Source organism: Streptomyces sp. NPDC003077 (genome assembly GCF_040611095.1).
Classification (GTDB): domain Bacteria; phylum Actinomycetota; class Actinomycetes; order Streptomycetales; family Streptomycetaceae; genus Streptomyces.
On record NZ_JBEXNM010000003.1, the window covers coordinates 209,114 to 223,002 of the forward strand.

Genomic DNA, 13,889 nt, shown 5'->3' on the forward strand with positions numbered 1-13,889 from the left:
CGGTGGGCGGTAGCCGGGGTGGGTTCACAGATTGCCGGGGCCGGGGTTGTCCGGTGCGGTGCCGCCGCCGAGGGCGCGCAGGACGCCCCAGGACGGCGGTCGGTCACGGTGACGCCGTCCATGCCGGTGCTCTTCCAGAAGGGGGCGTCCAGGGGGCGTCCAGGACCGCACGAGCTACGCCGGGCGACGCCGCGCCAGCACCGGAATAGCCGCGATCTTCTCGGCAGTGAGGTCCTCCCAGACCAGGCCGCGCGGCCGTCGGCGGTCGGGGCAGGGGATCACCTCGTCCGGCGTGACGATGTAGTCCACGGAGAAATCGTGTTCCGTCTCGGGGATGTCCTCCTCGACGACCTGAAGCCGATGAACGGGCGCGACGATCACCGTCTTCTCGGTGACCAGACCGGCTTCGATCAGAAGCGCCACTTCGAGGTCCGAGTACCCGGCGCCCTTGCCGAGACGGGCACCGCCACGGTTCACGGCCACGCTGCCGCACACCACGACGTCAATGGGACGCATCGCCTCCACACCGACCCGGCGGGCAACCCGGGCCGCGCCCTTCTTCCCGGCGGCCTCGTCGGCGGGGAGGGTCAGCATCTCGGGGTCGAGCAGGAAGAAGGGCTGGAGGCCGGCCATCCTCGGCACCGCCATGTAGAGGAGCTTCCCGTCCTCCAGCGCCCGTGCCCGCACGGGAAGTTGCGCCCGGTCGGGGTTTGCCTTGATGGTCGTCGCCCGTTGCCACGCGTCGAGCGCGGCCAGCTTTTCAGCGGTCCCCTCCGTACCGTGGAAGCCGGGAATCTTCCCGTAGGAATCCGCGGCGGCCCCGCCGCCGTCGATGAGGCGACGCCACACCTGGTTGCGCAACGCCTGCTTGGCCTGGTCGATGTCGCTCATATGCGTCCCACCCATACTCGGATTGCCCCCATCCGGGCGAGGAGCCGGTCGTTGATTCCCGGGCCCATCCTCGCCCACCGGCGGGCGTGATGGCGATCAGCGCGCGGCGGCGCGCACACTGGCCCGAGCGCGTCCGCGACGGACGTAGAGGGGGCCGGCATGGCGGTGCATCGCGGGGACCAGGACGGGCAGGTGGGCGGCCCGCATTCAAGTCCGGGCGATCCGGGCAACCCGATGCCGCCAAGCGACGGCAGCGAGGACGTGGACGAGTCCGACGACGGTCCGGACGATGAGGACTGACGAGAGCTGACGAGGACTGACGAGGCCGGAGGGGCGGCGGTGTGGTGGACGCGGCCGAGTTGCGCCGTCGGTGTGCCGAGGAGATCGACGCGCTGCCGGGTGGCGGGTACTTCCAAGGCCGGTCCTGGCTGCGCGCGGCGTTCCTCGCGCTGCCCCGGGAGGCGTTCGTCCCGGACCTGGTGTGGTCGGGCACCGCGGGCAAGGACGGCAGTCACCCGGTGCTGGACCGTACGCGGCGCCCCGAGCGGTGGCTGAAGGCGGTCTACCGCCCGCTGACGGCCCTGATCACACAGGTGGCCGACGGCGCGGTGCGCCCGGAGGACGGCCCGACAACGGCGCCGTTCACCTCCTCCCTGTCGTGCGCGGCGGTGACGGTGGACATGCTGCACCACCTGGACCCGCGGCCGGGGGATCGGGTGCTGGAGATCGGGACCGGCACCGGGTACAGCACCGCTCTGCTCGCGGCCCGGGTCGGCGCCGGCAACGTCGTGAGCGTCGAGATCGACGAGGAGATCGCGGGCCGCGCCGCGGCGAACCTGCATGCCCTGGGGATCCGGCCACGGCTCGTGGTGGGGGACGGGGAACTCGGACACGCCGAAGGGGCGCCGTACGACCGGATCCTCTCCACCGTCGCCGTCCGCCGCGTTCCCCCGGCGTGGCCGGAGCAACTCCGCGCGGGCGGCGTGCTGTTGACACCACTGGACACGCCGTATGGGCACGCGGCGCTGTGCCGGATGGTGGGGGACGGGCGCGGGGGCGCGGCCGGGCGCCTCGTCAAAGGCGTGTTCTTCATGGTGGCGCGGGGGCAGCGGGAGCAGCCGACGTTCCGGGAGTCCGGCTGGCCGCTGTACCCCCAGCACGAGATCGCGGTCGATGCCGCGGGTCAGCGGGTACGCGTCCTGCCGGGCCCGTAGCCGGGACCAGCCCCGCACGGGGGGCTCACCTCGTTCGGTCCGGCATCCGCCTTCGCCCTCTCGGACCACCCCCGCACGCGCGGGGCTCACGCCCCGCAGGACCGGCTCAGCCTGGGCATGTTCGGACCACCCCCGCACGCGCGGGGCTCACTCAGTTCACGCAGCTCGGGCGACATGAGCGGGTGGACCACCCCCGCACGCGCGGGGCTCACCCTCGCCGACCTGCGGCTTTACGAACACAGCCCCCGGTTTTCGTCCCCCTGCGCCAATCCACTCCGGACGAATCCGCCCTCCCGCACCGAGTATCCACCCCCATCAATTGGTCTAGTCCTATTTTGGTCCAAACCATTGACATGACCCTGCCCGTAGGAGGAATTTCTCCCTGGTCCCGTGCCGCGCATCCACGCACCCACGCACGGGAATCCGTGGTCACTCCCTCATCGGTTGGACAGGACAGACATGAGACGGATCTCCTCCCTGCGCGCGGTCCTCACCGCCGCCGTCACCGCGGTCGCCACGCTCGGCCTCACCGTGACCGGCGCCGGCACCGCGTCGGCCGAAACACCGCTGCCGGCCCACGTCTTCGCCCCCTACTTCGAGTCGTGGACCGGTCAGAGCCCTGCCGCGATGTCGGCCGAGTCGGGTGCCAAGCACCTGACGATGGCGTTCATCCAGACGGCGACGAAGGGCTCCTGCACCCCGTTGTGGAACGGCAGTACCAGCATGCCGATCTCCCCGGCCACCTTCGGCAAGGACATCGAGACCATCCGGGCCAAGGGCGGTGACGTCATCCCCTCGTTCGGCGGGTACACCGCGGACACCACCGGGACCGAGATCGCCGACAGCTGCACCGACGTCAAGCAGGTCGCCGCCGCGTACGAGAAGGTCATCACGACCTACGACGTCAGCCGGCTCGACATGGACATCGAGGTCGACGCGCTGAACAACACCGCGGGCATCGACCGGCGCAACAAGGCCATCAAGCTCGTCCAGGACTGGGCCGCGGCCAACGGCCGGAAGCTGGAGATCTCCTACACCCTGCCGACGACCACGCGCGGCCCCGCCGCGAACGCGATCGCGCTGCTGCGGAACGCGGTGAGCAACGGCACCCGGGTCGACGTGGTCAACCTGATGACGTTCGACTACTACGACAACGCCACCCACAACATGGCGGACGACACCGAGACCGCCGCCCAGGGCCTGCGCGACCAGCTCGCGCGCCTCTACCCGGACAAGACCGACGCCCAGCTCTGGGGCATGATCGGCGTCACCGAGATGCCGGGCGTCGACGACTTCGGACCGGCCGAGACGTTCACCCTGGCCAACGCTCGCCAGGTCTACAACTGGGCCACCGCCAAGAAGATCAACACCCTGTCGTTCTGGGCGCTCCAACGCGACAACGGCGGCTGCCCCGGCGGCCCGGCCAGGGACAACTGCTCCGGCATCGAGCAGCAGACCTGGGACTTCACCCGCATCTTCGCCCCCTTCACCGGCGGCGGTCCCACGAACCCGCAGAACGACTTCTCGGTGACGGCGGCCCCGGCCGCCGGTTCCGTGACCGCCGGCGGAACGGCCACCACCACGGTGAAGACCGCGGTGACCGCGGGCGAGACGCAGAAGGTGGACCTGACCGTCAGCGGCGTACCCGCGGGCGTCACCGCCTCGCTCAGCCCGGACTCCGTCACGGCGGGCGGCTCGTCCACCCTGACCCTCACCACGACCGCCACGGCGGCGTCCGGCACCCACCACATCACCGTCACCGGCACCGGACCTTCCGGCAGCCACACCGCGACCTACGACCTGACCATCACCGGCGGGAGCGGCGACCAGTGCACGGCCGCCCCCTGGACCGCCACCACCGTCTACACCGCCGGCCAGCAGGTCTCGCACAAGGGCCACACCTGGAAGGCCAAGTGGTGGACGCGGGGCGAGGAGCCCGGCACCACCGGCCAGTGGGGGGTCTGGCAGGACCTCGGGAGCTGCTGAGCGGATATCGGGGGTCGGGGATCGGGGATCGGTGTAGTCCCATCACCTTCCGGTGGCCTTTCGGTCGCCTCCCAGTCGCCTTTCGGGCGATCGAAGTCCGGGAGGTGATGGCGCGGTCGCCGGGCCGCCGACCGGCGGCGAGCGCGGACACCGACCGGCGACATGCGAGGCCCGGCTCCGTCGGCGGAGCCGGGCTCGTCGCGCATGGGGCCTTCCCCTGGGCGACCGCGGCGCCCGGGTACGTACCGGTGGCGCGGACGGGCGGGCGCCTCGGCGAGCCCGACCCGTCCCGGCCGCACGAAATGAGGGAGCCCGGCCTCCTCCGGCCCGCCTTGACGGCCGATCAGCGCGTCCGGCCCCCGGCGTCCCGGGTCGAGCCCTCGACGAATCGGTTCCAGCCCTCAACGAGTCGGCTCCGGTCCCCGACGACCCGGCTCCAGCCCCCAGCACCCCCGTTCAGCACAGGATGCCCTGCGAACGCAGCCAGTCGCACTGCGTCCACGGCCGGAGCTTCAGCCTCGGCCGTGAACGCGTTCCGTACCCCCTACTCCACAACCCTGATGGCCCCGGACGGGCACAGGATGCCCGCCTCGCGCACCGCGTCCCGGTGGCTCTCCTCTATGTCGGAGGTGAGGACGGTGACGATCCCGTCGTCGTCCTGGTCGAAGACGCCGGGCGCGGTCAGGGCGCACATCCCGGCGCCGACGCAGACTCCGTGATCGGCGGTCACCCGCATGGTCGCTCCCTTCGCTCTGCCAATAGGTGACTCGGCCATCACCACGTGACGGGCAGTTCGTTGACGCCTTGGATCGTGCTGCCCGGCCGCAGGGTCAGGTTCTCGACCGGTGTGGCCAGCCGCAGTGTGGGGACGCGTTCGAGCAGCGCGGTGAGGATGATTTCGAGTTCGAGGCGGGCGAGGTTCTGGCCGAGGCACTGGTGGACGCCGTAGCCGAAGGAGAGGTGGTGGCGGGCCGGGCGGTGGATGTCGAAGGTGTCCGGGTCGTCGAAGACGGCGGCGTCGCGGTTGGCGATGGAGTGGACGATGATCACGCCTTCGCCGGCCCGGATGAGTTGCCCGTCGATCTCTATGTCGGCGGTGGCCAAGCGGGCGCCCGCGATGTCGGCGATGGCCAGGTAGCGCAGCAGTTCCTCGACCGCGCCGGGGATCAGGGCCGGGTCGTCGCGCAGGGCGGCGTACTGCTCGGGGTGTTCGAGCAGGGTGATGACGCCGAGGGAGGTCATGGAGGCGGTGGTCTCGTGACCGGCGACGAGCAGCAGCAGCGCGTTGGAGATCAGCTCCTCGCGGTCGATCGCGCCGTCCGCGAGCTGCCGGGCGACCAGCGCACCCAGGAGTCCGGGCCCGGGCTCGGACTCCAGGGTGGTGATCAGGCCGTCCATGTAGTGCTCCAGGTCGTCGCGTGCCGTGGTCGCCTCGGCAGCGCTCGTCGACTGCACCAGGCGCCTGCTGGCGTCCTGGAAGAAGTCGTGGTCGGCGTACGGAACGCCGAGCAGTTGGCAGATGACCATGGAGGGCACCGGCAGCGCGAAGTCGCTGACCAGGTCGGCGGGCGGTCCCGCGGCGAGCATGTCGTCGAGGAAGCCGTGCACGATCCGTTCGATGTCCGGCCGCATGCCCTTGATGCGCTTGACGGTGAACTCGCTGATCGTCATCCTGCGCCGGTGCCCGTGCTCGGGCGGATCCATGCTGATGAAGGCGGGGCGGCGGTCGCGCAGGTTCTCCAACCGCGGGGAGGTGAGCGGGAAGTGGGGGTGCGTACGGTCCGAGGACAGTCGCGGGTCGGCGAGGAGCTTGCGGGCGGTCGCGTACGTGGTCGCGACCCAGGCGGTGCGTCCGTCGTAGAGGGTCACCCGGCGCAGCGCGTCCTGCGCGTCGCGGAGGTGGGCGTACGTCTCGGGCAGCGCGTACGGGCAGGTGCGGTCGCTGGGGAAGGTGGGGGCGTCTGTGGTCGGAAGGGTGGTGAAGGTCTCGGTCATCGGTCCCCTCGAAGTCTCTGACGCTCACTTAAGGAACGGTGAGTTCTCTAACTGCGAGGCTAGACTGCCTACTTAGAGAACGCAACGTCCTCTCGTCACCCTTCGAGGAGCCACGCTGTCACCGCACGCCGAACGGACCGCCCCACCGGCCGCCGACCACCGCAAAGGACCCCGGCGCCGCGGCGAGGAACTGGAGAACGCGATCCTGACCGCGGCGCTGGAGGAACTGACGGAGGTCGGTTACGCCGCGCTGACCATGGAACGCGTTGCCGCCAGGGCCCGTACGAGCAAGGCCGCCCTCTACCGCCGCTGGACCGGCCGCGCCGAACTGGTCCTGGACGCCTGCAAGATCCGCGGCTTCTCCGACCTGGACATGCCCGACACCGGGACGCTGCGCGGCGACGTGATCGACCTGCTGCGGCTGATGTCGTCGAAGATGGCCTCGCCGATCGGGAGCATCATGCGCGGCCTGCTCACCGAGACGACCCGCGACCCCGACTTCGCCCGGCTGATACGCGAACGGATTCACACAGCCGGACCGGTCGGCATCCGGAGCATCCTGCAACGGGCCGTCGAACGGGGTGAGGTGGAGCCCTGGGTGGTCGGCTCGCGGCGGGCCACCGTCGCCACCGATCTGATGCGCAACGAGTTCCTGCTGTTCGGCACCCCCATCGACGACGAGACCATCATCGACATCGTTGACAATGTCTACCTGCCCCTGGTCCTGGCCCCGGCTCCGAAATCGGTACGGAGTATGGACGTGGATCGGGATTCTTAGTGCCGGGGGTGGGGAGACCGGGCCTGGTTGCCGTCGGGGGTGGGGAGCGCCGTCCTGGTCGTCGTCGGGAGCTGTGTGAGGGCTGCCGCGCCCGGCTCGGGGAAGCGGTCGTCCTTGTATAGGTCGTATAGGTCGTATAGGTCCGAGGCATCGTGGCTCGTTGGTTCCATCCGGTTGTCTCATGGGGGACGGAGGAGCGCTCGGTGTTTCGGGGAATCGGGGCACCGCAGGTCAGCTCCACGCTGCCTCGGCGTCAGTGAGACGGGGTGGACACCGGCCCCCGGGCGGCCCCCGGGGCCTATGGGCGACATCAGCGTTCTCCCGGGCCTATGGGCGACGCGCGAGCATCGGCCGTCTATGGGCGATGCGCGAGCATCGGTCGTCCGCCCGGCGCGGAAAACCGCTTGATCCACTGGCTTACGGTGCAGACATGACCACTGCGCTCCACCTGGAAGAGATCACGCCCGACAACTTCGACGCGGCCATCGGCCTGAAGGTACGCCCCGACCAGGAACACCTGGTCGCGCCGGTGGTGAAGTCGCTTGCGGAGGCGTACGTATATCCCGGCACAGCCTGGCCGCGCCTCATCGTCGACGGGGACCGGCCCGTCGGCTTCCTCATGGCCTTCTTCGACATCGACTTCGCCGGTGACGGCACGAACAACGACATCCGCTCGGGCCTGTGGCGGCTCAACATCGCGGCGGGCGAGCAAGGCCGCGGCTACGGCCGGTTCGCGGTCGAGTCCGTGGCCGCCGAGATACGCCGCCGCGGCGGCACCCGCCTGACCGCCAGCTGGCACCCCGGCGAGGACGGGCCCGAGAGCTTCTACCTGGGGCTCGGATTCCGGCTGACGGGGGAGATGAGCGGGGACCAGAGGGTCGGGGAGCTCGAACTGTAGGCCGGGGCTGATCGCGCCCGGACCGGCCGCGCCTGGACCGATCGCGCCTGGACCGATCGGGCCAGGCCGTCGGCACGCTGGCCGGGCGCGCCCAGCTCCGCCGCCGCCCTGGCCGAGTGCGCCCGGCTCCGCCGTCCGCTGCGGCGGAGCACGGCGGTGCCCCCTCGGCCGCGGCCCCGGAAGAGCGCGGCGCGTGGCTGGTCGGACGATCCCGGGCGCCTGCCCTTCCCGCGACCGGCCCCCGTCCGGATACGCCACGGTGGCCCGCTCACCCGGTGACACCTGCTCACGGACGGCTGCCTGGAGGTCAGGCGCCGGCCGTATACGCACGCCCAGCCCCTCCGCCCGGCCGACCACCGGGCCGACGGCTGGGCCGACCACCGGACCGACCACCGGACCGACCACCGGGCCGACCACCGGACCGACGACCGGGCCGACGATTGGCACGACCGGGCCGACGACTGGGAACGCCGTCCCGCTGCAACGGCATTCACGACGGCGGGGAGCTGGAGTCGCCCACGCGTGGCGAGTGCCGATCAGGTGGATCACGCGTGGACGGTATAGCCGTGCGCGCGTCACCCGCAATGGTTTAACCCGCAAGCTAAATCGGCGGCGCGCCGCTCCGGGACGTGGCGCGAAATCGCCCTATGGCGCAGCGCACGCCTTTCCGTGCCGCCGACCAGGAATCCCCGGCGGACGCCGAGCCACCGCATCGCGAAGGACACACATTCCGCTTCCCCGCCACGCGAGAGAAAGCCGCCCGACCAGGGAAAGGCGAGGCGGCCACTTCATCACTGGGTGACGGGACGCTCACGCGCGTGTTGCCGAAGTAGGAACGGAGGTTGAGAATCCGGTTCCGCTTGTGTGCCTTACGTGGCGTCACCTACCACGACTGGTGTATGCCGTGCAGCGCGCATCCATCTCAAGGAGGAGCCGCGATAGTCACCAAGAACTACACGGCATCCTTCTTGAGCAGGATGATCAACCCCGGCCGATCGCTGAGGCTATGGCCGTGACGACGACCGACTCACCGCTTCCGACGTAGGTATCCGACAGCAACGAAATGCCCCGTACGTCTTTCCCGAAGGTGCTTCTCGTCCTGCTGCCGGCGGGTCCTTCCCGATAGTTCGCACGGTCCTTTCCGTCCGATTTCGGAACGCGCTGAGGACGGTTTCCTCCCATCGTCCGACCGATGGCCGTCACCTCTCCGTCGATCCCATTCCTCGATTGATTCCCACATCGGCCGGTCCCCGGCCGATTCCTTCTCACGTCAAGTCGCAGAGCACCTGGGCACATTCGCCGTGCCCGAATTCACTCAGGGAGACTTCGTGTTCAAAAAGGCCGCACTCCGCAAGTCCGTCATATCCATCGCCGTGGTCTGCGCGGTTACGGGAGGCGGGATAACGGCATCCACGGCGATCGCCACCGCCGCCCCCACGGGCACCACGGCCTCGCCCGTCCCGGGTGACTACGGAAGCTCCGGCCAGGGCGCAGTCACCCCGGTGCACCCGGACAGACCCTCGCTGACCGCCTCCGCACTCGCCCCCAAGATCAGCCGGAGTGAGACCATCCGCCGTGCCCAGGGCTGGGTCGGCAAGGGCATCCGCTACGACTGGAACGGCAGCTACCAGGGCTACCGCACCGACTGTTCGGGCTATGTGTCCATGGCCTGGAATCTCGACGCATCGCTCACCACGGACACCTTCGGGTCCCGTGGGGTCACCGAGCGCATCAGCAAGAGCGAACTGAAGCCGGGTGACGCGCTGCTCAACAGCGCCGCGCTCGCCTCGGGCCACGTCGTGCTTTTCGAGAAGTGGGCCAATTCCGACAAGACGGCTTACGTGGGGTACGAGTTCAGCACCAGCGGTGTGCACCACCGTGAGATTCCCTATCCCTACTTCAGCGGTTACGGAACCTTCCTCCCGGTCCGCAACAAGTCCGTCGTGGACGACGCCCCCGTCGATCCGGGGATGACGGAGTTGACGGCGGGTGACTTCAACGGTGACGGGCGGAAGGACCTGGTCGCCGTCCAGGTTTCCACCGGCAAGCTGTTCCTCTACCCCAACACCGGTAAGAGCGGCCTGGACATGCTCGGCGACCGCGTCGAGATCGGTTCCGGCGGGTGGAACGGCATGAAGAACCTCACGGTTGGTGACTTCAACGGTGATGGTAAGGACGACCTTGTTGCCAGTAAGAAGGAGGACGGCAAGCTTTACCTTTACCCCGGGACGCACAAGGCCGGCCTCGGTGCTCTGGATGACCGTGTCGAGATCGGGTCCGGTGGTTGGAACGGCATGAAGGGTCTTTTCGCCGGTGACTTCGACGGCGACGGCAAGACCGACCTGGGTGCCGTCAAGACGGAAACCGGTGAGCTGTTCCTCTACCCGGGGACGCAGAAGAACGGCCTGGGCGCTCTCGGCGACCGCGTGCTGATCGGTACCGGTGGCTGGAACGGGATGAACAAGCTCGTCTCTCCCGGTGACTTCAACAAGGACGGCAAGCCGGACCTGATCGCCTCCAAGACCGAAACCGGTGAGCTGTTCCTCTACCCGGGAACGCAGAAGAACGGCCTGGCGGCTCTCGGCGACCGGGTGCTGATCGGTACCGGTGGCTGGAACGGTATTTCCGATTACGCCGGTGCGGACTTCACCGGTGACGGGATCGGTGACCTGGCGGCGGTCGCCTCCGACCCGAGGGAGACCGGGAAGCTCTATCTCTACAAGGGCAACGGCACGGGTCTGGACAGCCGCACCGAAATCGGTACCGGCGGCTGGTGACGTACTGAATCCTGATCCCTCTCCTTTCCGCGGGGCGTCCTTGTCGAGGGCGCCCCGCGTCCGTTGCCCGGTTTGCCGTGCGCTGCCGGAGCAATACCGGTGTCTGGCAGCTCGGCGGCCCGGTGGCCGGCAGTTCGGCAGTCCGGCAGCCGACTGGCCGGCAACGCCCCCGTGTCTACACAGTTCGGCCGTGTTCGAGGCGGCAAGGCCCCCTCTAGGATCCCAACATGCCTCGTGCACTGATCCTGGGCGGCACCGGTCCGATCGGGCGAGCCGCTGCCGGGCGGCTGCTGGCCGATGGGTGGCGGGTGGATGTCACCGGACGGGACCCGCGCCGCATGCCCGATGGCCTGCGCGCCGCCGGAGCCCGGTTTCTCGTGGCCGACCGGTCCGACCCTGCCCAGCTCAAGGGCGCGGTGAGAAGCGGTGCCGACCTGATCGTCGACTGCCTGTGCTACACCGCCGCCGATGCCCGCCTCCTGCTCCGGCTCGCCGAACACGCCACCTCCACCGTGCTGATCTCCAGCAGGGCCGTGTACGTAGACGCCCACGGCAACCACGCCAACTCCGCCATCCCGCCCCGCTTCGACGGCCCCGTCCGCGAGACGCAGCCCACCATGACTCCCGGCGACATGGACCACCGCTCGCCCGAGGGCTACGGCGCCAACAAGGCCGCGGCCGAGCGGACCGCGCTGGACAGCGGCCTGCCCGTCACCGTGATCCGTCCCGGACTCGTCCATGGCCCGGGCGCCGCCAACCCGCGCGAGTGGGTGCTCGTCAAAAGGATCCTGGACCGGCGCGCCACTGTGCTGCTCGCCGACGGTGGTCGCGGCGTCGTGCACACCACCGCCGCCGCGAACCTGGCCGCGCTCATCGCGACCGTGGCCGAACGGCCCGGCACCCGCATCCTCAACTGCGCCGACCCCGACGCCCCCAGCGCGTTGGAGATCTCCCGCACCGTCGCCGGGCACCTGGGGCACTCCTGGCGCGAGGTGCTGCTCGACGCGACGGCCCCCGAGTGGTTGGGGCGGACTCCCTGGGACGCCCCGCACCCGGTCGTGCTGGACATGTCCGCCGCGCACGACCTCGGCTACCGGCCGGCCGGCTCATACGCGCGGACCGTCGCCGCCGAACTGGACTGGCTCCTCCGCGCGGCCCGCACCGGCGATCCCGCCGGGATCCTTCCGGCCGCCGACGACCCGTCCTTCGCCCCGTTCCTCGACTACGCCGCCGAGGACGCCTACCTCGCCGGTTCCGCTCGCTCCTGAATGCCGGAACCGGTCGTGCCTGAGCACCGTCACTGCTCGTTCCTGAATGCCGGAACCGGTCGCGCCTGAAGACCGTCACTGCTCGTTCCTGAATGCCGGAACCGGTCGTGCCTGAAGACCGTCACTGCTCGTTCCTGGGCACCGGGCCGGTCGCGCCTGAGCACCGCCACTGCTCGCTCCTGAACACCGGGCCGGTCGCACCTGAACATCGCCACTGCTCGCTCCCGAGCACCGGGCCGGTCGGGGATGCCTGCGGCCAGGGGGTGGCCCGGCTCGGGGCGAGGACCCGCGCATGCCGGTGAGGTCGGAAGACGGCGGCGGGGCGCGTTCAGTAATGGCGCGGCCTCTCGCCGCCGGGCCCGCCCCCCCGGGTGGACCACGCCACTGTGACGACGAGACCCGGCGCCCGCGAGGCCGCGCCCACCTCCCGGTCAGCTGATGGCCTGGATCCGCTTCCAGCCCGTCGGGCCGATGACCGTGGCGTCGCCGTCCACCGGGTGACCGGCGGCGTTGGTGCCACCCTTGTAGTACAGCAGCGTGCCGCTGCCCTCGGCCGTCGTGGCCCACAGGTCCGCGACGCCGTCGCCGTTCGCGTCCGCCGCGCCGGTGACCAACGGCCGGTTGTGCGTGTCCCAGCCGCGCGCTCCGTACAGGGTGCGGTCACCGAAGGTGTGGTCGGGACGGCCGCGGTAGAGCCACACCTTGCCGTCACGGGTGTCCCGGGCGAACAGATCGGGCCGCCCGTCGCCGTCGGCGTCGCCGGCCGCCGACAGGGTCATCGCCGCCCAGCCCGCGTCGCCGATCTGGACCCTGGGCCTGAGCTGCGGCCGGGCTTCCGGGTCACCCGCGTACAGCCACAGCTTGTCCTCGTAACCCGCCACGAGATCGGGGTAGCCGTCACCGGTGACATCGCCCGCCGCGAGGATCTGAGCGTCGGTGGGCCAGCCCCGGCCGATCCGGACCCGGTCACCGAGCGAGCCCTCGCCGGTGTTGGGGTAGAGCCACACGTCGCTGCCGATGCGCGCGAGCAGGTCCTCGCGGCCGTCGCCGGTGAAGTCGCCGCGGTGGGTGATGGACGCGCCGGACCAGCCGCCCGTGCCGATGACGCGGTGGCCGCCGGTGACCCCGCCGTCGCCGAGCCCCTGGTAGAGCCGCAGCTTGCCCGCGTCGTCCACGGCCACCAGGTCCGGTTTGCCGTCGCCGCTCATGTCGCCGGGAACGGGGGCCCCACGCAGTCGGGCGAAGATCGGGGCGTGGTCGGAGTAACCGGTGGGCGGGCCGCTCGTGGGTTCGTTCTCCGACTGGTCCATCCGGGACGTGTCGATGCCGCAGTCCGCGAACCGGCTGCCGCCCGAGGCCCGGTCCCGGTCGGTGAAGAAATGATCCAGTTTGTGGAAGGAGTGCCGTTGCGCCTCGTGGTCCCACCCGTGGTAGGTGACGCCGTCTATGCATCGGTCGAAGGAATCGGTCAGGGGCTTCATGTGGGCCGCGTCCGCGTTGCGGTTGAAGTCCCCGCCGAGGACGAAGCCGGTGTTCGCGGCCGTGCCGAGGTACGCCTTCACGTTCTTGATCTGCTGGGCGGCGCGCTCGGAGTCGCCGACCGCGATGTGTGTGGTGCACACCCTGGTCGTCCAGCCCTGGACGGACGCACAGAGGATGGGCAGCGTCTGCTTGTCCTGGCCCGCCGGGTCCGCGGGCAGCATGTTGGCCGAGGAGCCGGCGGTGATGGTTCCCTTGATGGCCAGGGCGACGCCCAGCTCGCCCGTGAGGCTTCCGCGGCAGTCGGTACGGCCGTCCGGACGCGCGCCGGAGGCGTGCCGGACGTCCCAGCCGGGTCCCAACTTCGCGCGCAGCAGCTCCAGGTGGCTGCCCGGCGTGACGCCGCACACCTCTTGCAACATGACCACGTTGGCCTGCCGCTCGTCGACCAGTCGCCTGATCTGTTCGACCTTCTGCTCCGGCTCGTTGCGGTACGGGCAGTAGCCCGCCTCGCCCCGATTGCCGCCCGCTTCACCGCAGATGTTCCACGACACCACCCGAATCTCGGGCTGCACAGGACCGGTGGCGGCCACAGGGACCGAC

General features: G+C 70.2%; 12 protein-coding genes. 7 read left to right on the forward strand and 5 right to left on the reverse strand.

Features of this window, described 5'->3' with window-relative positions; translation table 11 throughout:
• Window positions 1-174: 174 nt before the first annotated feature.
• Window positions 175-891 carry a 5-formyltetrahydrofolate cyclo-ligase gene (locus ABZX96_RS03700; protein WP_355537218.1) on the reverse strand — a complete coding sequence of 239 codons (717 nt, stop codon included), beginning with the start codon at window positions 889-891 and terminating at the stop codon, window positions 175-177.
• Window positions 892-1,050: 159 nt separating this feature from the next.
• Here ABZX96_RS03700 and ABZX96_RS03705 point away from each other — a divergent pair, with 159 nt between their 5' ends.
• The 3 genes from ABZX96_RS03705 to ABZX96_RS03715 all read left to right on the forward strand — a co-directional run bounded on the left by ABZX96_RS03705 (window position 1,051) and on the right by ABZX96_RS03715 (window position 4,091).
• Entirely contained in the window at window positions 1,051-1,191 is a 141-nt protein-coding gene (locus tag ABZX96_RS03705) for a hypothetical protein (RefSeq protein ID WP_355537221.1), read from the forward strand.
• 41 nt (window positions 1,192-1,232) lie between these two features.
• Window positions 1,233-2,105 carry a methyltransferase domain-containing protein gene (locus ABZX96_RS03710; protein WP_355537224.1) on the forward strand — a complete coding sequence of 291 codons (873 nt, stop codon included), beginning with the start codon at window positions 1,233-1,235 and terminating at the stop codon, window positions 2,103-2,105.
• Window positions 2,106-2,564: 459 nt separating this feature from the next.
• A complete protein-coding gene (locus ABZX96_RS03715; RefSeq protein ID WP_355537227.1) occupies window positions 2,565-4,091 on the forward strand; it encodes a chitinase in 1,527 nt (508 codons plus the stop codon).
• A gap of 544 nt (window positions 4,092-4,635) precedes the next feature.
• On the opposite strand, the gene ABZX96_RS03720 is transcribed toward ABZX96_RS03715, so the two are convergent.
• Together ABZX96_RS03720 and ABZX96_RS03725 are read right to left on the reverse strand one after the other, a co-directional pair.
• Complete coding sequence (locus ABZX96_RS03720; RefSeq protein WP_355537231.1) at window positions 4,636-4,827, reverse strand: (4Fe-4S)-binding protein; 192 nt, start codon at window positions 4,825-4,827, stop codon at window positions 4,636-4,638.
• Between the two features lie 38 nt (window positions 4,828-4,865).
• Window positions 4,866-6,086: a cytochrome P450 gene (locus ABZX96_RS03725; protein WP_355537234.1), complete on the reverse strand. Its 1,221-nt coding sequence runs from the start codon at window positions 6,084-6,086 to the stop codon at window positions 4,866-4,868.
• A 205-nt stretch (window positions 6,087-6,291) separates the two neighbouring features.
• Between ABZX96_RS03725 and ABZX96_RS03730 the strand changes: the two genes are divergently transcribed.
• The gene (locus tag ABZX96_RS03730; RefSeq protein ID WP_355537404.1) at window positions 6,292-6,864 is read left to right on the forward strand and encodes a TetR/AcrR family transcriptional regulator; all 573 of its coding nucleotides are present in this window, start codon (window positions 6,292-6,294) and stop codon (window positions 6,862-6,864) included.
• On the opposite strand, the gene ABZX96_RS03735 is transcribed toward ABZX96_RS03730, so the two are convergent.
• Window positions 6,861-7,034, reverse strand: a complete 174-nt coding sequence (locus tag ABZX96_RS03735) for a hypothetical protein (protein WP_355537237.1) — start codon at window positions 7,032-7,034, stop codon at window positions 6,861-6,863. The two genes, ABZX96_RS03730 and ABZX96_RS03735, sit on opposite strands and share 4 nt — an antisense overlap.
• A 260-nt stretch (window positions 7,035-7,294) precedes the next feature.
• Here ABZX96_RS03735 and ABZX96_RS03740 point away from each other — a divergent pair, with 260 nt between their 5' ends.
• The 3 genes from ABZX96_RS03740 to ABZX96_RS03750 all read left to right on the forward strand — a co-directional run bounded on the left by ABZX96_RS03740 (window position 7,295) and on the right by ABZX96_RS03750 (window position 11,807).
• The gene (locus ABZX96_RS03740; RefSeq protein ID WP_355537239.1) at window positions 7,295-7,762 is read left to right on the forward strand and encodes a GNAT family N-acetyltransferase; all 468 of its coding nucleotides are present in this window, start codon (window positions 7,295-7,297) and stop codon (window positions 7,760-7,762) included.
• Between the two features lie 1,328 nt (window positions 7,763-9,090).
• Complete coding sequence (locus tag ABZX96_RS03745; RefSeq protein ID WP_355537242.1) at window positions 9,091-10,539, forward strand: FG-GAP-like repeat-containing protein; 1,449 nt, start codon at window positions 9,091-9,093, stop codon at window positions 10,537-10,539.
• A 227-nt stretch (window positions 10,540-10,766) separates the two neighbouring features.
• Window positions 10,767-11,807 (forward strand): NAD(P)H-binding protein, encoded by a 1,041-nt coding sequence (locus ABZX96_RS03750; protein WP_355537245.1) that lies wholly within the window; start codon window positions 10,767-10,769, stop codon window positions 11,805-11,807.
• A 431-nt stretch (window positions 11,808-12,238) separates the two neighbouring features.
• On the opposite strand, the gene ABZX96_RS03755 is transcribed toward ABZX96_RS03750, so the two are convergent.
• Complete coding sequence (locus ABZX96_RS03755) at window positions 12,239-13,840, reverse strand: FG-GAP-like repeat-containing protein (RefSeq protein ID WP_355537248.1); 1,602 nt, start codon at window positions 13,838-13,840, stop codon at window positions 12,239-12,241.
• Window positions 13,841-13,889: the final 49 nt, after the last annotated feature.